Source organism: Helicobacter pylori SA213A (assembly GCF_000476275.1).
In the GTDB taxonomy this organism is placed as follows: Bacteria; Campylobacterota; Campylobacteria; order Campylobacterales; family Helicobacteraceae; genus Helicobacter; species Helicobacter pylori_CL.
Genome location: NZ_CBOM010000007.1, coordinates 19,177 through 39,873, shown reverse-complemented (window position 1 = coordinate 39,873; position 20,697 = coordinate 19,177). Strand labels below are relative to the sequence as shown.

The following is a 20,697-nucleotide window of genomic DNA, read 5'->3' as shown; positions in this document are numbered from 1 at the left end:
TTGATGGATTTTATCAATATAGAAAAAAAATGGCAAGAATTTTGGTGGAAAAATAAGAGTTTTGAGCCTAAAGACGATTTTAACCTCCCTAAAAAATACATTCTGAGCATGCTGCCTTATCCTAGTGGGGAAATCCACATGGGGCATGTGCGCAATTACACCATTGGCGATGCTTTAGCGCGTTATTATCGTTTGCACCATTACAATGTGTTACACCCTATGGGGTTTGATTCTTTTGGTATGCCTGCAGAAAATGCGGCCATTAAGCATGGTATCCACCCTAAAACCTGGACTTATGAAAACATTGAAGCCATGCAAAAAGAGTTTGAAGCTTTAGGGTTTTCTTTTTCTAAAAACAGGGAATTTGCCACTTCAGATCCGGATTACACGAAATTTGAACAGCAATTTTTCATTGATTTGTGGGAAAAGGGGCTAATTTATCGCAAGAAAGCCATGCTCAATTGGTGCCCTAACGACAAAACCGTTTTAGCTAATGAGCAAGTCATTGATGGGAGGTGCTGGCGTTGCGATACGGAAGTTGTTCAAAAAGAACTCTATCAATATTATTTGAAGATCACAAACTACGCTGAAGAATTACTAAAAGACTTAGAAACTTTAGAAAATCATTGGCCTTCTCAAGTCCTAATCATGCAAAAAAACTGGATAGGAAAATCTAGCGGGTTGCAATTTGGCTTTAAAATCGCTGATGAGTGCTTGAAAGCTTGCAATGGCATTCAAGAAATTGAAGTTTTTACCACAAGAGCGGACACCATTTATGGCGTTACTTACATTGCGATCGCCCCAGAACACCCTTTAGTAGAGCATGCCATTAAGCAAGTGAGCCAAGAAGATTCAAAGATGATTAAAGCGATTTTAAACACGACTCAAAGAGAAAGAGCCTTAGAGAAAAAAGGGGTGTTTTTAGGAATTTATGCTATCCACCCTTTAACGAAGCAAAAAATCCCTGTTTGGGTGGCTAATTTCGCTCTAGCTAATTATGGTTCTGGGGCGTTAATGGGCGTGCCAGCCTGCGATGAAAGGGATTTTGAACTCGCTAATCTGTATCATATCCCTATTAAAGTGATCACTCAAAGTTCTCAAAGTTTGCCCCACACTAAAGAAGAGATTTTAAAAAATAGCGGGGAGTGGAGCGATCTTTCTAGCTCAGTGGCCAGAGAAAAAATCATCACTTATTTTGAAAAAGAAAACCTCGGTAAAAGGGTGATCAACTACCGCTTGCAAGATTGGGGAGTGAGCCGTCAAAGGTATTGGGGAGCACCTATTCCTATGATTCATTGCAAAAATTGCGGGATTGTGCCTGAAACCCAACTGCCGGTAACTTTACCTGAAGACATTGTGATTGATGGGGAGGGCAATCCGTTAGAAAAGCATGCGAGTTGGAAATTCGCTCAATGCCCTAAATGCCATAAAGACGCTTTAAGAGAAACAGATACCATGGATACTTTCATCCAATCCAGCTGGTATTTCTTGCGCTACACCACCCCCAAAAATCAGCGTGAAAATCAAGCGTTTGATCAAAATTATTTGAAGTATTTCATGCCGGTGGACACTTATATTGGCGGCATTGAACATGCGATTTTGCACTTGTTATACGCGCGCTTTTTCACTAAGGCTTTAAGGGATTTGGGCTATCTTCATTTAGATGAGCCTTTCAAACAGCTTATCACTCAAGGCATGGTCTTAAAAAATGGCGCTAAGATGAGCAAATCTAAAGGCAATGTCGTTAGCCCTAAAGAGATACTTAAAAAATACGGGGCTGATGCCGCAAGGCTCTTTATCCTTTTTGCTGCCCCACCGGCTAAAGAATTGGAATGGAATGACAGTGCTTTAGAGGGGGCGCACCGGTTTATCAAGCGCTTATACGATAAAGCGAACGCCATTAGCCCTACCACTTCTAAGCCTGAATTTAAAGGAGTGGGCCTGAATGAAGCGCAAAAACTAGCCCGTAAAAAAGTCTATGAAGCGTTAAAAAAATCGCATGAAATTTTCAATAAGGCTGAAAGCGCTTATGCGTTTAACACTTTGATCGCAAGTTGCATGGAGGCTTTAAACGCTTTGAGTGCACAAAATAATGAGCAAATTTTATGCGAAGGTTATTTTGTGTTGTTGCAAATTTTAGAGCCTATTATCCCACACACCGCATGGGAGTTGAGTGAAAGGCTTTTTAAAAGAGAGAATTTTAAGCCTATAGCGATCGATGAAGACGCTTTGATAGAAGACTTTATGACTTTAGGGCTTACCATTAATGGCAAAAGGCGTGCGGAATTGAAAGTCAATATTAACGCCAGCAAAGAAGAAATTATTGCTTTGGCTAAAAAAGAATTAGAGAAATATTTAGAAAAGGCGAGCGTTAAAAAAGAAATTTATGTGCCTAATAAGCTTGTTAATTTTGTTATCGCATGAGGGCTTTACTTTTTTTTATTTTGTTGTTTTGGTTCAAGGGCTGTGGGTATAAGCCCATCGCCGCTTACGCTCAAAACGCGCTTGGCGATAGCGTGTATGTAAAACTCATTGTGAATTTGCCTAACCCTGAAAACTCTGTAGAGTTTAAAGACTTGATGAATCGTTTAGTCGTGCAACGCTTCCAAAACCGCTTAGCGAGTGAAAAAGATGCGGATTCCATCATTATTATAGAAATCACGAATGTAACCGATACGAGTATCACGCAAAATAAAGAAGGCTTTACGACTTTCTATCGCGCAACCGTGTCTGTGAATTACACCTACGATAATAAAAGAGGCACACAAAAGACTTTTCAAAATAGCGGGTATTACAATTACGCTGTGAATTTGCAAGACCCCCTTAATACCTACCAGAACCGCTATTATGCTATCAATCAGGCTGTGGAGCAAACTTTGACTAAATTCGTCGCACAAATCGCTTATGAAGGGAAATTCAATAATGAAAAATAGCCCTAGATTGAGTGCGTTTTTAGAAACAAAGCCTAAGGAATACCACAAGTTTGACCCTAGCCGTTTCATTCAAATTTATAAAGATTTTAAAAACGCTTTTTTTGAGATTCAAGCCAAAGTCATTCATGTGGTAGGGACTAATGGCAAGGGCAGCACCGGGCGGTTTTTAACCCTTTTGTTAGCCGATCAAAATTTTAAGGTGTTGCATTTCACCTCCCCTCATGTTTTTGAATTTAGGGAGCGCTTTTTTTTGAATGGCTCTGTTGTTGAAGAAAGCGTTTTAGAAAACGCCCACCAGCAATTGCAATCGCACGCTTTCAGCAGCACTTGCTCGTATTTTGAATACGCTACCTTACTAGCCGTCATGCTCGCTAAAGATTGCGATTATTTGGTTTTAGAAGCGGGGCTTGGGGGGGAGTTTGACAGCACGAACGCTTTAGAAAAAACCCTAAGCGTTTTCACCCCCATTGATTATGATCATAAGGAATTTTTAGGGGATAGTTTAGAAAGCATTGCGACTACTAAATTAAAAGCGATGGGCTCTCTTAGTATCATCGCTCCCCAACAAGAACTGGTTTTAAATATCGCTCAAAAAATCGCCAAAGAAAAACACGCAAAATTGATTGTGGTTCAAAATGAAATTTCAAAAGGAGTCAAGGATTATATTGAACGCTACCATTTAGCCCATTTTTTAGCGATGAATTTAGAAGTGGCTCTAAAAGCGTTTGAAACGCTATTACCATGCAATAAACAAGAAGTTTTAAAAAACCTAAAACCCCTAAATTTAATCGGCCGTTGCGAGCTTTTAAGTCCTAATATTTTAATAGATGTGGGGCATAACCCCCATAGCGCCAAAGCCTTAAAAGAAGAAATCAAACGCGTTTTTAACACTAAAATCATTTTAATTTATAATTGCTATCAAGATAAAGACGCTTTTTTGGTGTTAGAAATTTTAAAGCCTGTGGTTAAAAAGGTTTTGATTTTAGAATTGTATCAAGAAAGGGTTATCAAGTTAGAAAAACTTAAAGGGATTTTAGAAACTTTAGGGTTAGAACACGCTTTGTTTGAAGATTTGGAAGAAAATGAAAATTATTTGGTGTATGGCTCATTTCTGGTAGCCAACGCTTTTTATAAGCGCTATCAAAAGAAGAGGGATTGATGCCACAAAACCAGCTTGTGATCACCATCATTGATGAATCAGGCTCTAAACAGCTCAAATTTTCTAAAAATTTAAAACGCAACCTCATCATTTCTATTATCATTCTTTTATTGATCGTGGGGCTTGGCGTAGGGTTTTTAAAATTTTTAATCGCTAAAATGGATACGATGACAAGCGAGAGGAATGCGGTTTTAAGGGATTTTAGGGATTTGTATCAAAAAAATTACACTTTGACAAAAGAGATTAAAAACAAGCGAGAAGAGCTTTTTATTGTGGGGCAAAAGATTCGCGGGTTGGAATCCTTGATTGAAGTCAAAAGAGGGGCCAATGGGGGCGTGCATCTTTATGATGAAGTGGATTTAGAAAATTTGAATTTAAATCAAAAACATTTAGCGCTCATGCTCATTCCTAATGGCATGCCCCTAAAAACTTATAGTGCGATCAAACCCACCAAAGAAAGGAACCACCCCATTAAAAAAATTAAGGGCGTTGAATCCGGGATTGATTTTATCGCGCCATTAAACACGCCTGTTTATGCGAGCGCTGATGGGATTGTGGATTTTGTGAAAACCAATTCTAATGTGGGGTATGGGAACTTGGTGCGCATTGAACATGCGTTTGGTTTTAGCTCCATTTACACGCACTTAGATCATGTCAATGTGCAGCCCAAAAGCTTTATCCAAAAAGGGCAGTTGATTGGCTATAGCGGGAAGAGCGGTAATAGCGGCGGCGAAAAATTGCATTATGAAGTGCGGTTTTTGGGTAAAATTTTAGACGCAGAAAAATTTCTGGCATGGGATTTGGATCATTTTCAAAGCGCTTTAGAAGAAAATAAATTTATTGAATGGAAGAACTTGTTTTGGGTTTTAGAAGACATTGTCCAGCTCCAAGAGCATGTGGATAAAGACGCGCTCATAAGCCAGTAAGGATTTTGGTGTTTTTAGACAGGCGTTTGATTGTGATGGTTACAGACTCTAAAGGGAGCCGTTATATTAATGTTCATATCTTATTCCGTCAAATTGGTTTGTATGCGCTGTTGAGCGTTGTGGGATCTTTATTGTTTTTAGGCATTTCGCTACTGGTTTTAAATAAAGAGATTAAAAACATTGACAAGCAGCATGCTTTAATCACTAAAGAATTTGAGAAAAAAAAAGAGACGAATGAAAAGCTTTCCTTGCAAATGGATGAATTTTTAGACGATTTGCAACTTTCAGGGGAGCGCATCAACGATTTAGAAGAAGTGGTGGGAGTGAATAGGCCTGAAGAAAAAGAAGAGGGCAATTTTTCCAGCCGCTTGGATGTCGCTGGGATTACCGGGCTTCAAAAAAGCTTTATCATGCGCCTTATCCCTAATGACTACCCGCTAGAATCCTATCGGCGCGTTTCAGCCGCCTTTAATAAAAGAATCCACCCTATTTTGCATGTGTTGCACAACCATACCGGGCTTGATTTAAGCACCGCTATTAACACCCCTGTGTATGCGAGCGCGAGCGGGGTAGTGGGGTTAGCGAGCAAGGGGTGGAATGGGGGGTATGGGAATTTGATTAAAGTTTTCCACCCTTTTGGTTTTAAAACCTACTACGCCCATTTGAATAAGATCATCGTAAAAACGGGCGAATTTGTCAAAAAAGGGCAGTTGATTGGGTATAGTGGTAGTACAGGGATGAGCACAGGGCCGCATTTGCATTATGAAGTGCGCTTCTTAGATCAGCCCATAAACCCCATGAGTTTCACCAAATGGAACATGAAAGATTTTGAAGAAGTTTTCAATAAAGAAAGGAGCATCAGATGGCAATCTTTGATAACAATAATAAATCGGCTAATGCAAAAACAGGACCAGCGACTATCATCGCTCAAGGCACAAAAATAAAGGGGGAGCTTCATTTAGATTACCATTTGCACGTAGATGGCGAATTAGAAGGGGTGGTGCATTCTAAAAGCACGGTGGTGATCGGGCAAACCGGCTCGGTAGTGGGTGAGATTTTTGCTAATAAATTAGTGGTCAATGGCAAGTTCACTGGCACGGTGGAAGCGGAAGTGGTAGAAATCATGCCTTTAGGGCGCCTTGATGGTAAGATCTCTAGTCAAGAGCTTGTGGTAGAAAGGAAGGGGATTTTGATTGGGGAAACTCGCCCTAAGAATATTCAAGGGGGGGCGTTGTTGATCAATGAGCAAGAAAAGAAGATTGAAAATAAATAGGGAATGATCCAATCTAGTCTTTATAGAGCCTTAAACAAAGGCTTTGATTATCAAATACTCGCTTGTAAGGATTTTAAAGAGTCCGAACTCGCTAAAGAAGTCATAAGCTATTTTAAGCCAAATACCAAAGCCATTCTTTTCCCGGAGTTTAGGGCTAAAAAAAACGATGATTTGCGTTCGTTTTTTGAAGAATTTTTACAGCTTTTAGGGAGTTTAAGGGAGTTTTATCAGGCCTTAGAAAACAAGCAAGAAACTATCATCATTGCCCCTATTAGCGCATTATTACACCCTTTACCCAAAAAAGAACTTTTAGAGAGCTTTAAAATCACTCTTTTAGAAAAATATAACCTTAAGGATTTGAAAGACAAGCTCTTTTATTATGGCTATGAAATTTTAGACTTAGTGGAAGTGGAAGGCGAAGCGAGCTTTAGGGGGGATATTGTGGATATTTATATACCTAATTCTAAGGCGTATCGCTTGAGCTTTTTTGACACGGAGTGTGAAAGCATTAAGGAATTGGATCCCACCACTCAAATGAGTCTTAAAGAAGATTTGTTAGAAATTGAAATCCCCCCCACGCTTTTTAGTTTGGACGAACCATCTTATAAGAATCTAAAAACAAAAGTGGAACAAAGCCCCTTGAATAGCTTTTCTAAAGATTTAACCAGTTTTGGTTTGTGGTTTTTAGGAGAAAAAGCGCAAGACTTGCTAAGCGTTTATAAAAGCATCATAAGTCCTAGAGCTTTAGAAGAAATTCAAGAATTAGCGAGCTTAAACGAATTGGATTATGAGCGTTTCAAATTGTTAAAGGTTTTAGAAAACGCGCAAGGCTATGAAGATTTAGAAATCCATGCGCATGCCCTAGAAGGCTTTATCGCTTTGCATTCGCACCATAAAATCACGCTCCTAGCTCCCAATAAAACGATTTTAGACAATGCGATAAGCGCGCTTGAAAAAAGCAGCATGGAATGCGTCATCGCCCCCTTTGTGTTAAACTTTAAAACCCCTGATGGGATTTTTATCTCGCTCAATTCTTTTGAAAGGAAGAAAAAACGCCAAAAATCTAAGCTCGCTTTGAACGAGTTGAATCCGGGCGAATGGGTGGTGCATGATGATTATGGGGTGGGCGTGTTTTCTCAATTAGTCCAGCACAGCGTTTTAGGGAGCAAGAGGGATTTTTTAGAAATCGCTTATTTGGGCGAAGACAAACTGCTATTACCGGTAGAAAATTTGCATCTCATCGCTCGCTATGTGGCGCAAAGCGATAGCGTGCCAACTAAAGACCGGCTAGGGAAAGGGAGCTTTCTCAAATTAAAAGCTAAAGTTAAAACTAAGCTTTTAGAAATTGCAGGCAAGATCATTGAACTAGCGGCTGAACGCAATTTGATCTTGGGTAAAAAGATGGACACGCATTTAGCGGAGTTGGAAGTCTTTAAATCGCATGCGGGGTTTGAATACACAAGCGATCAAGAAAAAGCCATCGCTGAAATTTCAAGGGATTTAAGCTCTAAGAGAGTGATGGACAGATTATTGAGTGGGGATGTGGGTTTTGGGAAAACAGAAGTGGCGATGCATGCGATTTTTTGCGCGTTTTTGAACGGCTTTCAAAGCGCTCTAGTCGTGCCTACTACCTTATTAGCGCACCAACATTTTGAGACTTTAAGGGCGCGTTTTGAAAATTTTGGCGTTAAAGTGGCTCGTTTGGATCGGTATGCGAGCGAAAAAAACAAGCTTTTAAAGGCGGTGGAATTAGGGCTAGTTGATGTTCTTGTAGGCACGCATGCGATTTTAGGCGCGAAATTTAAAAACTTGGGCTTAGTGGTGGTGGATGAAGAGCATAAATTTGGCGTGAAACAAAAAGAAGCTTTAAAAGAATTGAGTAAAAGCGTGCATTTTTTAAGCATGTCCGCTACGCCTATCCCGCGCACTCTAAACATGGCGCTCTCTCAAATTAAAGGCATTAGCTCTTTAAAAACCCCGCCCACAGACAGAAAGCCCAGCCGCACTTTTTTGAAAGAAAAGAATGACGAACTCTTAAAAGAGATTATTTACAGGGAATTACGCCGTAACGGGCAAATTTTTTACATCCATAACCACATCGCTAGCATTTCAAAAGTCAAAACCAAGCTAGAAAATTTAATCCCTAAACTCAAAATCGCTATTTTGCATTCCCAAATTAACGCTTATGAGAGCGAAGAAATCATGCTAGAGTTTGCTAAGGGAAACTATCAGGTTTTATTATGCACTTCTATTGTGGAATCAGGGATTCATTTGCCTAACGCTAACACGATTATTATAGATAATGCGCAAAATTTCGGGCTGGCTGATTTGCACCAATTAAGGGGGCGTGTGGGGAGAGGCAAAAAGGAAGGCTTTTGCTATTTCCTTATAGAAGATCAAAAAAGTTTGAATGAACAGGCTTTAAAACGCTTGCTCGCTTTGGAAAAAAATTCGTATTTAGGCAGTGGGGAGAGCATCGCTTATCATGATTTAGAAATCAGGGGGGGCGGGAATTTGCTCGGGCAAGATCAGAGCGGGCATATTAAAAACATTGGTTATGCGCTCTATACGTGCATGCTTGAAGACGCGATTTATGAATTGAGTGGGGGGAAGAAAAGGCTTGAAAAAAGCGTAGAAATCCAACTTGGTGTGAGCGCTTTTTTAAACCCTGAACTCATTGCAAGCGATAGTTTGAGATTGGATTTGTATCGCCGTTTGAGTTTGTGTGAGGATGTAGATGAGGTGGGGCAAATCCATGAAGAAATAGAAGACAGGTTTGGCAAAATAGACGATTTGAGCGCTCAATTTTTGCAAATCATTACGCTTAAAATTCTAGCCAACCAGCTTGGCATCATCAAACTTTCTAATTTCAATCAAAACATCACCCTTACTTATAGCGATGAAAAGAAAGAAAGCCTAAAAGCCCCAAGCAAAGACGATAACGATATTTTAGAAACCCTTTTGAAACATTTGCGCGCTCAAATTTCTTTAAAGCGGCGTTAAAAGCGTTTGATTTTAGCCTCAATTTGTTATTTTAAAAAGATTATTAAGAGAGTTTGTTGTAAAATAGGGATTTGCTATGCCTTTAGTCGTTAAAAGGTAATTATCATTAAGGAGTTTTTTAATCATGGCAGATATTCAAAGGCGTGATTTTTTAGGAATGAGCCTTGCTAGCGTTACAGCTATAGGGGCGATAGCGAGTCTGGTAGCGATGAAAAAGACTTGGGATCCGCTCCCAAGCGTTGTTTCAGCCGGTTTTACAACCATAGATGTGGCGAACATGCAAGAAGGGCAGTTTTCCACGGTGGAGTGGCGTGGGAAACCGGTCTATATCCTCAAGCGTTCTAAAAAAGAGGGCTTTAATGAAAAGCGCGATTTTAAAGTTGGCGAGAGCGTTTTTACCACAGCCATTCAAATTTGCACGCATTTAGGGTGTATCCCCACTTATCAAGATGAAGAAAAAGGCTTTTTATGCCCATGCCATGGGGGGCGTTTCACTGCTGATGGCGTGAATATTGCCGGCACCCCCCCTCCACGCCCTTTTGATATCCCGCCTTTTAAAATTGAAGGCACTAAAATCACTTTTGGTGAAGCCGGGGCTGAATACAAGAAAATGATGGCTAAAGCGTAAGGAGAGTTCCATGGCAGAGATAAAAAAAGCGAAGAATTTAGGCGAATGGCTGGACATGCGTCTTGGCACTAACAAGCTTGTTAAAGTGCTAATGACAGAATATTGGATCCCTAAAAACATCAATTTCTTATGGGCGATGGGGGTGATTTTATTGACCCTTTTTGGCGTGCTTGTGGTCTCAGGGATTTTCTTGCTCATGTATTACAAGCCTGATGCGAAAATGGCGTTTGATAGCGTGAATTTCACGATCATGCAAGAAGTGGCTTATGGCTGGCTTTGGCGCCACATGCATGCCACGGCAGCGAGCATGATTTTTGTCATCATTTATATCCACATGTTTGTTGGCATCTATTATGGCTCTTACAAAAAGGGTCGTGAGATGATTTGGATTAGCGGGATGATTTTGTTTGTGGTCTTTAGTGCGGAAGCCTTTAGCGGGTATATGCTACCTTGGGGGCAGATGAGTTATTGGGCCGCGGCGGTTATCACGAATTTATTTGGGGGCATTCCTTTCATTGGGGCTGATGTGGTGGAGTGGATCAGGGGCAATTATGTTGTGGCGGATTCCACTTTAACGCGCTTTTTCATGCTCCATGTGTTTTTACTGCCCATTGCGATCATTCTGCTCATTGGGGTGCATTTTTATTCTTTACGCATCCCGCATGTCAATAACCAAGAAGGCGAAGAAATTGACTTTGAAGCAGAAGAAAAGAAATTCATTGAAGGCAAGAAAAAAGAATCCAAAGTCATTCCTTTTTGGCCGGTATTCTTGTCTAAAGATATTTTTGTGGTTTGCGCGTTCATGGTCTTTTTCTTTTACTTGGTGTGTTACCACTATGATTTTGCGATGGATCCTATCAACTTTGAAAGGGCTAACAGCCTTAAAACGCCGCCTCACATTTACCCTGAATGGTATTTCTTATGGAGCTATGAAGTCTTAAGGGGCTTTTTCTTTAGCGCTGATTTAGGGCTAATGGCCTTTGGCGTGGCGCAAGTGATCTTTTTCTTACTGCCCTTTTTGGACAGAAGTCCGGTGGTCGCTCCCGCGCACAAACGGCCTGCGTTTATGGTGTGGTTTTGGCTTTTAATCATTGATATGATTGTTTTAACGATCTATGGTAAATTGCCTCCGCTTGGGATTGGTAAATACATTGGCTTAGCGGGTTCAATCACTTTTTTAGCCCTTTTCTTTGTGGTATTGCCCATTATCACTATCGCTGAGAGCAAGAAACAAGGGGGTGTTAGATGAAAGAATTTAAGATTCTCATCATCCTTATTGTGGTGGTAGGCGTGATTTATTATGGGGTTGAGCCTTATGCGCATTCGGTGATGCACCCTAAAGTCGCTCCGGCAGATTTTGCTTTCAAGGATTTAGAGCCGATGGATTTAAAAAATGGCGACGCTAATAAAGGCAAACAGCTTGTAGCCGAAAATTGCACCGCTTGCCATGGCATTAAATCTCAAAACATTCCAGTCCCTATGGACAGCCTTAGCGCGAGCAACTCTTTTGGGGTCGTGCCACCGGATTTAAGCCATGTGGCGGGGGTTTTGAACGCGAATTTCTTAGCCCACTTCATCAAAGATCCTGTGAAAACGGCGAAATTGAGCCATAAATTTAACGATGAAAGGCCCTATCCTATGCCGGCGTTTTCTCAATTTAGCGATAAAGATTTGAGCGATATTGTGGCGTATCTCACTTCTATTTTGCCTAAAAATTTGAGCGATAAGGAAGTGTTTGCCCAAAGCTGTCAAAGGTGCCATAGCCTGGATTATGCGAAAGATAAGGCCTTTAGCGGTCCTAAAGATCTAGCCAATTATTTAGGCTCTCATGCACCTGATTTGTCCATGATGATTAGGGCTAAGGGCGAACATGGCTTGAATGTTTTCATCAACGATCCGCAAAAGCTTTTGCCTGGCACGGCTATGCCTAGAGTGGGATTGAGTGAACAAGCGCAAAAACAAGTCATCGCATATTTGGAAAAAGCGGGCGATAGGAAAAAACATGAAAGGAATACCTTAGGGATCAAAATCATGATTTTCTTTGCGGTGCTGTCGTTCTTGGCTTATGCATGGAAAAGAAAAGTTTGGAGCGAAGTGCATTGAATTAAAAAAGGGGGGAGGTTTTATGATTTTTGATTTATGGTGGGTTGTTTGAATGGTGTTTTCAAAACAACCTTTATTTAGGATTTTATGGCTACAAAGCTTTTTGAGTGGTTTAAACTCAATTTGAGAGAGATTCTAATACTTGTAAAAATCAAGGGTTTTTGTTGGGTTTATTTTAAAAAATCAATCAATGCTTGAAGTTCCTTTGAATCAAAATTAAAAAATTTCTTAAGAATTTCTGTATTTTTTGGCTTATCTATCATTTTAGCGGTTGCAGTAACAGGATCTAGATCGTTTAACCCACAAGGAACAAAACCTCTCTCTAAACAAACAGAAAGCGTGATATAGGGTTGTAGCCAACATTTAGCATGTTTTTTTTGCCCTCTTCTGATAGGTGTTTGATTCTGATTGGTTTCTTCAAAGGCTTCATCAAGAAGTGTGTCGTAATGTTGGCGGAATTTTGTGTAAAACGCTTCATTTTCACTTTCTTTTGCCATTTTTTCTAGCAAAGGCTCTAATTCACAATAATTGAGATCGTGTTTAGTCTCATCATTTTCTGGCAATAAAAAAATCTTAATCTGGTTAAACTCTTCATCGTTTAAGCGGTGTTCTTCTTCTGGGTTTTCTTGGAGTTGTTTCTTTATCTCTTGAATTTTAGTCTCTTTTGTTTGGTTGTCTGAATCAAAAACGATGTAAATATCCTTAGCTTTTAGATATTCTTTAATACTCTCTGCTTCTTTAAAAAGCTTGGTATTGCCCTTACAACTAACAATATTTTCACCATTAATCCTTAAATTTCTAAATTCATTCAAAAGCGTTAAAAAGATTTTATCTGATTCGCCCTCCACATAAACGATTTTTTCTCGCATCAGCCTCTAACCTCCATACCCCTATAAAGCGCTTTTTCTAGCATAGAATAGCTGTGTCTGATAAAGCCAAAAGCACTTTCTTTTTCAAACTCAAACAAGGCTATATCTTTAAAAACTCCTGTTTCATTATTGGGCATGGTGTTGATAGCGTTCAATAAAAATTCTTTGTTGTGCGTGGTGGCAAAAATTTGAATCTGTAGTTTTTGAGCTAACTCAAACAGAGCTTTTAAAAACTCTTGCATTTTTGTATAGTGCAAACCACTTTCTATTTCATCAATAAAAAGATACTTAACACGATTATCTATAAGAATGCTCGCCATGATAAAAAATTTGATAAACCCCCAACCAAACGAATTTAAAAGCCTTTTGGGGCTTTCTTTTAGCGGTGTGTTTTCATTTTTGATTTGGATATAGACAGACTTTCTTATGGTATCAGCGTCTAAAATATCAGGGTTGAAATATTTTAAGACTTCCATTAATTCTTTTTCTTTACTCGCTAATCGTAAATTTTCTAATGCTTGAAGAGAATTAACAATAGATAATTCCACAGGAATAAACATTGCATTTTCTTTATAGGTTTGAGCGATCTTATCTAAATCAGAATGGATTAAGCTTAAGTTTTGTCTTTCAAATTCATAAGTCATTGTCATGGGGGAAAAAGATGGATTGTAGAAAAATTGGAGCTGTGGCTTCATTATTGTTTTGCTTATAAGGTTTGTCATATGAATGTCATCGCTATTCAAATTGATGTCTTTGCTGTAACTGGTCTGTGTGGGGTATTGGATAGTAAGAGGGATAGTAGCATGTTCAAACTCAGTGCGGATGCTAATGGGATTAGCGGTATTCTCTTGGTAAAAGAAGGTTTTTAGGTTGTCGTTATTGAGCTTGATTTTCCTAAATTCACTAACAAGCACCACATGTTCAGGGGGAAGACTGACTTGAACGGCAGAATCACAAAGGCCCGTGTTGATATAAAGGGCTTCTAAAAGATTAGTCTTGCCTGTATCGTTTTGACCGGTAAAAAAATTGATGAGTTTAAAATTTTCCATTTTAAGGTGCTTGAAATTTTTGTAATTTTCAATCTCTATGCTTTTAATCATTTAAATTCGCCTTTTAGTTAGCTTGAATTGATGCCACTAGATCATCGGTATAGTTACGCTAATTTTACCCTACTATTCTTACTTAATTTTAAAGCGGTTTTTCTCCAACGCATTTTGAATCGCAATAGAGGGCGATAGGTAATTGTAACGCACTAAAATTTCGGTGATTTCTTTAAAAATAGGGGCTGCAATCTTGCTAGCGTAATATTCTTCCTTGCCGTGCGAGCCTAAGATAACCACGCCGATAGTAAAAACCTGCCTTTCATCTTCAGCGAACCCAAAAAAAGAGCTGTTGTAGGATTGCACGCTATAACTCCCGTTTTTGGCAACCCTAGCCGTGCCTGTTTTGCCCCCTATGTATAGCCCTTCAAATTGAGCGTTTTTGCCTGTGCCATAACGCACCACTTTGATTAAGGTTTCTTTCATTTTCCTAGCACTTTTGGGGCTAATGACTTGAAAAGTGGGTTTGGGGCTAGGGATGTAAATATCGCCATTAGGGGCGGTTTCTCGTTGCACTAAATAGGGGGTAGTCAATTTGCCTTCATTAGAAAACACCGCATAAGCCCTTAAAAGCTGCAAAAAAGTCACATTCAGCCCATAGCCATAAGAGACGCTCCCTTTTAATACTTCACGCTTGAAAGCGGACAAAGGAGGGATCTTTCCTGTGGCTTCTAAGGATAAGTCAATGCCGGTTTTTTGAGAAAATCCATAGCCTAAAAGCCCGTTATAGAAATCCTCTGGGTTGAGATTTTTACTGATTTTTATCATGCCCACATTGCTAGATTGGATCAAAATGTCTTCCACAACGGCCTTTTTACTGGGGATAAAGTCGTCTTTAATGGTGTATTTTCCTAATTGGTAATAACCATGGTTTAAATCAATGCGCTCTTTGGGGTTGATTAAATTCTTGTCTAACAGCAAGGAATAAACAATGGGTTTAATCGTGCTGCCTGGCTCAAAAACCTTTTCGGCAACGCTCAAATTCAAGCTTTCATAATCGCTGGTTTTAATCGCATTAGGATTGAAGCGCTTGCTTGAAGCTAGCGATAAAATTTCCCCGCTTTTAGGGTTAATGATACCCACTAGGATTTCTTTAGCCTTGAGTTTGTCTTTAGTTTTATCCAATAGGGTTTCAATTTCTCTTTGGAGTTTTAAAGGAATGCTCAAATACACCTCATAGCCATCAAGGCGTTCAATCTCTGTATAAGAGTGGTTTTGAATGAAGTTAAAACTCACGTCTCTTTTGCCTGTTCTTATGCCATTTTGTTGGGCTTTAAGCAAGTGATCTTGAGATTTTTCAACGCCTTTTTTACCGGTAGTTAAAGTGAGCCTGTCTTCTTCTTGTTTTTGCACATAGCCAATGATTGGCTCTAGGCTATTTTGATAAGGGTAATGCCTAGAAACGCCGCTCACTTCAATGTTTAGCCCTTGCTTTTGCCACACCTTATCGTGCGCGTCTTTGAAATTTTGGAAAACCCCAAAGGTTAAAAATTTCTTATTCAAGTCTCTAATATTAGCGGCCATATTGGGCGTGAGATCATAGGCTAGAATAATATAACCTTTCGTATTGATGGCGTCTTTTAAGGATTTTTTAGGGATATTGCTATAGATAGAGAGAAAATCAATGAAAAAATCTTCTTTATCCGGGTTTAAAAACCTTGTATCAAAGCCCAGTTTGAAAAGGGTTTGCGAAGCGGCCAGGCTGTAGTTGTCTTGACTATAGATAGTCCCCCTAGCCGCAGTGTCTTGTTTGCTCATCACTAGAGTGGGCATGTTGGCTTGGGCAAAAAAAGCTTTTTTAAAAGCCACCATTAAAAAAATAAAAAAAAGCAATAAAAAGATTAATGCTGTAACAGAGCCCTTGTATTTTTGGGTTTCTAAAAATCGCTCTGGGTTGAAGTTGGGATCAATGTTTTTATTATCCATGAACGCTTACTTAAAAATGGCGTAGCGTTGGATTTTCACAACGCATGAGAGCATGAATTTTTGATGGTAAAATCCATTAAAATGGGGTGCAGCAACAACAAACCCTCTCTTTAAAAAGGACCAAGCGATCATTTAAAGAGAAGCCACTTAAGAAACTAGATCTGCGTTCTTAAAAGCTCTTTATAAGCGCTAATCGCTTTGTTACGCACTTCAAGCATGAGTTTCATGCTCGTTTCAGCCTTCCCTATGGCGATAGCCGCTTGGTGCAAGTCTTTGATTTGCCCTGTCGCCATATCCGCTAAGGCTTTATCAGATTGCTCTTGAGTGTTGTTAAGCTCATTGATGGATTGTTTTAAGAGTTTAGAAAACTCCCCACCTTTTTGTTCTTTAAAGGCGTTACCCGATTCTTCTCTTTTAGTCCTATTGTCTGTGTTAAGCTCAGAGAAAGGACTCAATAAGCTTTTATCATTGTGTATGGCTTGCATAGAACCTCCTTAAGCTCTTTTTTAAAAATTTAACTCTATTAAATATTTTATTCATTTTGTATTCTACTGATCTTTGGCTAATACTACCTAAATTTCCTTATACTACCATAAATTGTTGAAAATCGTTCATGTTTGTAACATACCAATCGCGTTTTGTGCCATGTTTTTAGCGCTTTGAAAGGCTGCAACATTGGCCTGATAAGCTCTAGTCGCTTCCACTAGATCCGCCATTTCAACCACCGCATTCACATTGGGGTAAGCCACATAGCCTTGAGCGTTAGCGTCAGGGTGGCTGGGATCGTATTTCATCAAAGGCTCGCTATCATCGCGCACAATCTTATCCACCACCACGCTTGTGATAGGGATTAAGGGGTTGTCATCGCCTTCATCTAGGGGGTCTTCATAGGGGGTAATTTGGTTGTTTTGAGCGATTTTTTGGTTTAAAATCTCGTTGAAATCAAAAGCCTTAAACACCGCTTCTTGCCTCCTATAAGGGCCTCCTTCGCTCGTGCGCGTGGTGTTAGCGTTAGCGATATTAGAAGAAATCAAATTAGCCCTTAAGCGTTGGGCGGACAAACCATAACCGCTAATATCAAAAGAAGATAAAAACATGCTTTCCCTTAACTATAAATTCTTACTGGAATCAATGGCGTAATTGATCACGCCTCGATACTTTTTTAAGGCTGAACTCAAGGCTAAATACATGGTAGAGTTTTTGCCCATTTCACTCGTTTCTATGTCTAAATCCACGCTGTTGCCATCATTTTTAGCCAAATGCCCGTCTCTAAAAAAAAGGCTTGCCCCATCTTTAGCGCTATTTTCAAAGTCTAAATGCCTAGGGTTAGTGTGGGCTAAAGGCAAAACCTTACTGGATTGGTTTTCAAAAATTTCTGCCTTTTTCTTCGCTAAAACGCTTTCAAAATCCAAATCCTTTGGCCTGTAAAAGGGGGTGTCCACATTAGCGATGTTAGAAGCGATCATATCCTGCCTTAAAGCCCTATAGTCCAACGCCCTATAAACCAGTCCAAACGCTTTAGAAAAATCCATATAAAACCCCTTTTTTAAACCCTTGCAAATTTATAGCATGCAAAAAGCATTCCAAAAACGGCTCGCTTTTTCATTAAAGAATGCGATCAGTTTCAAAGCATGCTTAAGCTTGAGCGATAAGCCAATTCAGAGCCATTATAGTGTAAAATACCCCTAAAATACCTTAAGAGAACGCCTATTCAAAAACCAAAATAAGGAAATCCTAATGACTACAGATAGAAACCTGTTTTTTTGCACTTCGCTATTGATCTTTTTAGGGGTGTTGATGAGCTATTCGCTCTCAACTTACACCACAGTGGTGCTGTATCATTATGGGGAATTCCATTTTTTCATACGCCAGCTTTCAAGTGCAATCATGGGTATTGTTATCATGTGGGGGTTGTCTAGGGTTGATCCTAGCAAGTGGTTTAGCCGTTTGGGGTTTTTTCTTCTTTTTATCCCACTATTACTCATTATTGGCATGTTTTTTTTGCCAGAAAGCCTTTCCAGTAGCGCTGGGGGGGCGAAGCGATGGATTCGTTTGGGGTTTTTTTCTCTAGCGCCTTTGGAGTTTTTAAAGGTTGGTTTCACCTTTTTTCTTGCGTGGAGTTTGTCTCGCACCTTTGTGGCAAAAGAAAAGGCTAATGTTAAAGAAGAACTCATCACTTTTGTGCCTTATTCGGTGGTGTTTGTAGCCTTAGCGATTGGGGTGGGGGTTTTGCAAAACGATTTGGGGCAGATTGTTCTTTTGGGGGCGGTTTTAGCGGTGTTGTTGGTCTTTTCTGGGGGGAGTGCGCATTTGTTTGGCTTGATTATTTCAGGGGCGTTTGCGATCAGCGTTTTAGCGATTGTTACAAGCGCTCATAGGATTTTGCGCCTGAAATTGTGGTGGTCTAATTTGCAAAACTCGCTTTTCACGCTCTTGCCGGATAGATTAGCGAACGCTCTTAGAATAAGCGACTTGCCCGAATCCTATCAGGTCTTTCATGCAGGCAATGCCATGCATAATGGGGGGTTGTTTGGGCAAGGGCTTGGGCTTGGGCAAATCAAGCTTGGGTTTTTGAGCGAAGTGCATACGGACATGGTCTTAGCTGGGATCGCCGAAGAATGGGGTTTTTTGGGGCTATGCGTTTGTTTTATTTTGTTTTCTGTTTTGATTGTTTTGATTTTTAGGATCGCTAACCGCTTGAAAGAGCCAAAATATTCGCTATTTTGCGTGGGCGTGGTGCTGCTCATTAGTTTTTCTTTGGTGATCAACGCCTTTGGGGTGGGAGGAATTCTTCCGGTTAAGGGCCTAGCGGTGCCGTTTTTGAGCTATGGAGGGAGTTCGCTTTTAGCGAATTGTATCGCTATAGGGCTTGTTCTAAGCCTAGCGCGATACACGAAGGGCTAAAAAATATCGCCCTTTTTTTAAAATCAGTGCCATAAGAATGGTTCAACTTCTGCATCATTCAAATCAAAAACCACTTTATAGTAGTCTTTAACCATCGCATTAATATCTACGCCCTTAAAGGCTTCAGGGTGGGCTTTTAAGGCGATATACAAGCTAATGAGTGGGGCTCTAGGCCCACCTATATCCATTGTGGGGAGTTTATAAACTTGCTTGTTTTTAATGGCCTTGATAGTGGAAAATTTGGGGTTGTTTAACATGTCTTCAGGCGTGAGTGGGCTTACCCACCAAATGAAAATGATTTCAGGGTTTTCTTTAACGATTTTTTCCACGCTAATGTCAGCGCGCCCGAATTTGACGTATTTCAAGCCAAAATTGTCTATGCCCCCTTTTTCTAAAATGTCTGAGCTAATGGCCTGATGGCCGCTGATTTTATTGGCTTTGTGGAAAAGCTCCACCCCTTTTTTCTTTTTGACACCTTTCAAACGCTCAGCAATAAAGTCCAAAGTTTCTTGCATTTTGGCGAATTTTTTAGAAGCGTCAATTTCTAAGGCTTTAGCTTGAGTGTCAATATCTTCCATGACTTCTGCAATGGTTTTTTCTTGGAAAGAAAGAAATGATATCCCAAATTTTTTCGCATGCTCTACGGCTTTAGGGTTGCCCACAAAGGTTACCACAAGATCAGGGCTAAGTTTTTTTAAAAGCTCCACATTCAACGCTGCCACATGATCGCTGCTCATGGATTTAATGCGATTAGGATCTTTGAGAGTGGCTTTAACAATATCAGATTTAAAAGCGTAATCCGAAATGCCTACAACCCTATCCCAAGTATTGAACATGGCAGGCACTTCTGCAAAGCTGCCCAAGTAGATTATTTTAGAAACAGGAAGCTTTATGGTTTGCTCCCCGAAATAATCTTTGACTTTAACTTCTTGCACTGAAGCGTTAGCCACGCCTAATAAAAATGAAACAATGAGCGCGCCTAAAGAACAAGAGATTAAAGCTTTTTTAAAGCGAGCGATTAGCATGACAATTCCTTTCGTATGATTTATGAAGCGATTATAACACTATTCAAGGAAATACAAGCAGTAAAAATGAAACTTTTTTTCACAAAATCTTAAAATTTAAAAGGAAATATCTTTTCATTAACTTTTTAAGAATATACTCCACTATGTTTCCGCTGATTGAGTGGAAAGCATAATAAAATTAAATCTGTTCAGGTTTAATTTTGATCCAACAAAATTTTAAAACACTTAAGGAGTTGTATATGTTAGTTACAAAACTTGCCCCCGATTTTAAAGCGCCTGCCGTTTTAGGAAACAACGAGGTTGATGAACACTTTGAGCTTTCTAAAAATTTAGGTAAGAGCGGTGCGATTCTTTTCTTTTGGCCAAAAGATTTTACTTTTGTATGCCCTACAGAAATCATTGCGTTTGATAAAAGAGTGAAAGACTTCCAAGAAAAAGGCTTTAATGTGATTGGCGTGTCTATTGACAGCGAACAAGTGCATTTCGCATGGAAAAACACCCCTGTAGAAAAAGGCGGTATTGGTCAAGTAACTTTCCCTATGGTGGCTGATATTACTAAGAGCATTTCTAGAGACTATGATGTGCTGTTTGAAGAAGCGATCGCTTTGAGAGGTGCTTTTTTGATTGATAAAAACATGAAAGTAAGACACGCAGTGATCAATGACTTGCCATTAGGTAGGAATGCAGACGAGATGCTTCGCATGGTAGACGCTCTCTTACACTTTGAAGAACATGGTGAAGTATGCCCAGCAGGCTGGAGAAAAGGCGATAAAGGTATGAAAGCGACTCACCAGGGCGTTGCAGAATATCTTAAAGAAAATTCCATTAAGCTTTAATCGGCTTAATTC

The 20,697-nt window shown here is 39.8% G+C and carries 20 protein-coding genes; 12 read left to right on the top strand and 8 right to left on the bottom strand.

Going from position 1 to position 20,697, the window contains the following annotated elements:
- Window positions 1-3: 3 nt before the first annotated feature.
- From leuS to QT74_RS03855, 10 genes are all read left to right on the top strand, one after another.
- Window positions 4-2,424 carry a leucine--tRNA ligase gene (gene leuS, locus QT74_RS03900; protein WP_033764792.1) on the top strand — a complete coding sequence of 807 codons (2,421 nt, stop codon included), beginning with the start codon at window positions 4-6 and terminating at the stop codon, window positions 2,422-2,424.
- Entirely contained in the window at window positions 2,421-2,933 is a 513-nt protein-coding gene (lptE, locus tag QT74_RS03895) for an LPS assembly lipoprotein LptE (protein WP_001202102.1), read from the top strand. Before leuS ends, lptE begins: the two co-directional genes overlap by 4 nt.
- Window positions 2,923-4,092: a bifunctional folylpolyglutamate synthase/dihydrofolate synthase gene (locus QT74_RS03890; protein ID WP_033764790.1), complete on the top strand. Its 1,170-nt coding sequence runs from the start codon at window positions 2,923-2,925 to the stop codon at window positions 4,090-4,092. Before lptE ends, QT74_RS03890 begins: the two co-directional genes overlap by 11 nt.
- A complete protein-coding gene (gene csd2, locus QT74_RS03885; protein WP_033764787.1) occupies window positions 4,092-5,018 on the top strand; it encodes a M23B family cell shape-determining DD-metalloendopeptidase Csd2 in 927 nt (308 codons plus the stop codon). Before QT74_RS03890 ends, csd2 begins: the two co-directional genes overlap by 1 nt.
- 8 nt (window positions 5,019-5,026) lie before the next feature.
- On the top strand, window positions 5,027-5,962 hold the full coding sequence (csd1, locus tag QT74_RS03880) for a peptidoglycan DD-metalloendopeptidase Csd1 (protein ID WP_033764785.1): 936 nt from the start codon (window positions 5,027-5,029) through the stop codon (window positions 5,960-5,962).
- A 26-nt stretch (window positions 5,963-5,988) separates the two neighbouring features.
- On the top strand, window positions 5,989-6,291 hold the full coding sequence (locus QT74_RS03875) for a polymer-forming cytoskeletal protein (RefSeq protein WP_000557865.1): 303 nt from the start codon (window positions 5,989-5,991) through the stop codon (window positions 6,289-6,291).
- Window positions 6,292-6,294: 3 nt separating this feature from the next.
- Window positions 6,295-9,294: a transcription-repair coupling factor gene (gene mfd / locus QT74_RS03870; protein WP_033764783.1), complete on the top strand. Its 3,000-nt coding sequence runs from the start codon at window positions 6,295-6,297 to the stop codon at window positions 9,292-9,294.
- A 124-nt stretch (window positions 9,295-9,418) separates the two neighbouring features.
- Entirely contained in the window at window positions 9,419-9,922 is a 504-nt protein-coding gene (locus QT74_RS03865) for a ubiquinol-cytochrome c reductase iron-sulfur subunit (protein WP_000763652.1), read from the top strand.
- A 10-nt stretch (window positions 9,923-9,932) separates the two neighbouring features.
- On the top strand, window positions 9,933-11,171 hold the full coding sequence (locus QT74_RS03860; protein ID WP_033764782.1) for a cytochrome b: 1,239 nt from the start codon (window positions 9,933-9,935) through the stop codon (window positions 11,169-11,171).
- Window positions 11,168-12,025, top strand: a complete 858-nt coding sequence (locus QT74_RS03855; protein ID WP_033764780.1) for a cytochrome c1 — start codon at window positions 11,168-11,170, stop codon at window positions 12,023-12,025. Before QT74_RS03860 ends, QT74_RS03855 begins: the two co-directional genes overlap by 4 nt.
- 170 nt (window positions 12,026-12,195) lie before the next feature.
- On the opposite strand, the gene QT74_RS03850 is transcribed toward QT74_RS03855, so the two are convergent.
- The 7 genes from QT74_RS03850 to flgB form a co-directional block, all read right to left on the bottom strand.
- Entirely contained in the window at window positions 12,196-12,894 is a 699-nt protein-coding gene (locus tag QT74_RS03850; RefSeq protein WP_033764778.1) for a DUF3226 domain-containing protein, read from the bottom strand.
- Complete coding sequence (locus QT74_RS03845) at window positions 12,894-13,994, bottom strand: AAA family ATPase (protein WP_033764776.1); 1,101 nt, start codon at window positions 13,992-13,994, stop codon at window positions 12,894-12,896. The genes QT74_RS03850 and QT74_RS03845 overlap by 1 nt, the downstream gene beginning before the upstream one ends.
- Before the next feature lie 78 nt (window positions 13,995-14,072).
- A complete protein-coding gene (locus tag QT74_RS03840; protein ID WP_033764774.1) occupies window positions 14,073-15,920 on the bottom strand; it encodes a peptidoglycan D,D-transpeptidase FtsI family protein in 1,848 nt (615 codons plus the stop codon).
- Between the two features lie 6 nt (window positions 15,921-15,926).
- Window positions 15,927-16,052 carry a transcriptional regulator gene (locus QT74_RS08155; RefSeq protein ID WP_080247168.1) on the bottom strand — a complete coding sequence of 42 codons (126 nt, stop codon included), beginning with the start codon at window positions 16,050-16,052 and terminating at the stop codon, window positions 15,927-15,929.
- 23 nt (window positions 16,053-16,075) lie between these two features.
- On the bottom strand, window positions 16,076-16,405 hold the full coding sequence (gene fliE, locus QT74_RS03835; protein WP_001147916.1) for a flagellar hook-basal body complex protein FliE: 330 nt from the start codon (window positions 16,403-16,405) through the stop codon (window positions 16,076-16,078).
- A gap of 126 nt (window positions 16,406-16,531) precedes the next feature.
- Window positions 16,532-17,017 carry a flagellar basal body rod protein FlgC gene (flgC, locus tag QT74_RS03830; protein WP_000480093.1) on the bottom strand — a complete coding sequence of 162 codons (486 nt, stop codon included), beginning with the start codon at window positions 17,015-17,017 and terminating at the stop codon, window positions 16,532-16,534.
- 12 nt (window positions 17,018-17,029) lie between these two features.
- Window positions 17,030-17,452, bottom strand: a complete 423-nt coding sequence (gene flgB / locus QT74_RS03825; RefSeq protein ID WP_033764772.1) for a flagellar basal body rod protein FlgB — start codon at window positions 17,450-17,452, stop codon at window positions 17,030-17,032.
- Between the two features lie 205 nt (window positions 17,453-17,657).
- Here flgB and QT74_RS03820 point away from each other — a divergent pair, with 205 nt between their 5' ends.
- Window positions 17,658-18,824, top strand: a complete 1,167-nt coding sequence (locus QT74_RS03820; protein ID WP_033764770.1) for an FtsW/RodA/SpoVE family cell cycle protein — start codon at window positions 17,658-17,660, stop codon at window positions 18,822-18,824.
- A gap of 23 nt (window positions 18,825-18,847) precedes the next feature.
- Here the strand turns inward: QT74_RS03820 and QT74_RS03815 are convergent, their stop codons facing one another.
- Window positions 18,848-19,849, bottom strand: coding sequence for an ABC transporter substrate-binding protein (locus QT74_RS03815; RefSeq protein WP_033764768.1), 1,002 nt, complete (start codon window positions 19,847-19,849; stop codon window positions 18,848-18,850).
- A gap of 239 nt (window positions 19,850-20,088) precedes the next feature.
- On the opposite strand from QT74_RS03815, the gene QT74_RS03810 reads away from it, so the two are divergent.
- On the top strand, window positions 20,089-20,685 hold the full coding sequence (locus tag QT74_RS03810; RefSeq protein ID WP_000961663.1) for a peroxiredoxin: 597 nt from the start codon (window positions 20,089-20,091) through the stop codon (window positions 20,683-20,685).
- Window positions 20,686-20,697: the final 12 nt, after the last annotated feature.

Coding starts and splice junctions, on each gene's coding strand:
- flgB (WP_033764772.1), bottom strand. CDS start 17,452: ATGGATTTTTCTAAAGCGTTTGGACTGGTTTATAGGGCGTTGGACTAT.
- lptE (WP_001202102.1), top strand. CDS start 2,421: ATGAGGGCTTTACTTTTTTTTATTTTGTTGTTTTGGTTCAAGGGCTGT.
- QT74_RS03865 (WP_000763652.1), top strand. CDS start 9,419: ATGGCAGATATTCAAAGGCGTGATTTTTTAGGAATGAGCCTTGCTAGC.
- QT74_RS03850 (WP_033764778.1), bottom strand. CDS start 12,894: ATGCGAGAAAAAATCGTTTATGTGGAGGGCGAATCAGATAAAATCTTT.
- QT74_RS03860 (WP_033764782.1), top strand. CDS start 9,933: ATGGCAGAGATAAAAAAAGCGAAGAATTTAGGCGAATGGCTGGACATG.
- QT74_RS03890 (WP_033764790.1), top strand. CDS start 2,923: ATGAAAAATAGCCCTAGATTGAGTGCGTTTTTAGAAACAAAGCCTAAG.
- QT74_RS03855 (WP_033764780.1), top strand. CDS start 11,168: ATGAAAGAATTTAAGATTCTCATCATCCTTATTGTGGTGGTAGGCGTG.
- QT74_RS03840 (WP_033764774.1), bottom strand. CDS start 15,920: ATGGATAATAAAAACATTGATCCCAACTTCAACCCAGAGCGATTTTTA.
- mfd (WP_033764783.1), top strand. CDS start 6,295: ATGATCCAATCTAGTCTTTATAGAGCCTTAAACAAAGGCTTTGATTAT.
- csd2 (WP_033764787.1), top strand. CDS start 4,092: ATGCCACAAAACCAGCTTGTGATCACCATCATTGATGAATCAGGCTCT.
- leuS (WP_033764792.1), top strand. CDS start 4: ATGGATTTTATCAATATAGAAAAAAAATGGCAAGAATTTTGGTGGAAA.
- QT74_RS08155 (WP_080247168.1), bottom strand. CDS start 16,052: ATGATCGCTTGGTCCTTTTTAAAGAGAGGGTTTGTTGTTGCTGCACCC.
- flgC (WP_000480093.1), bottom strand. CDS start 17,017: ATGTTTTTATCTTCTTTTGATATTAGCGGTTATGGTTTGTCCGCCCAA.
- fliE (WP_001147916.1), bottom strand. CDS start 16,405: ATGCAAGCCATACACAATGATAAAAGCTTATTGAGTCCTTTCTCTGAG.
- QT74_RS03815 (WP_033764768.1), bottom strand. CDS start 19,849: ATGCTAATCGCTCGCTTTAAAAAAGCTTTAATCTCTTGTTCTTTAGGC.
- QT74_RS03820 (WP_033764770.1), top strand. CDS start 17,658: ATGACTACAGATAGAAACCTGTTTTTTTGCACTTCGCTATTGATCTTT.
- QT74_RS03845 (WP_033764776.1), bottom strand. CDS start 13,994: ATGATTAAAAGCATAGAGATTGAAAATTACAAAAATTTCAAGCACCTT.
- QT74_RS03810 (WP_000961663.1), top strand. CDS start 20,089: ATGTTAGTTACAAAACTTGCCCCCGATTTTAAAGCGCCTGCCGTTTTA.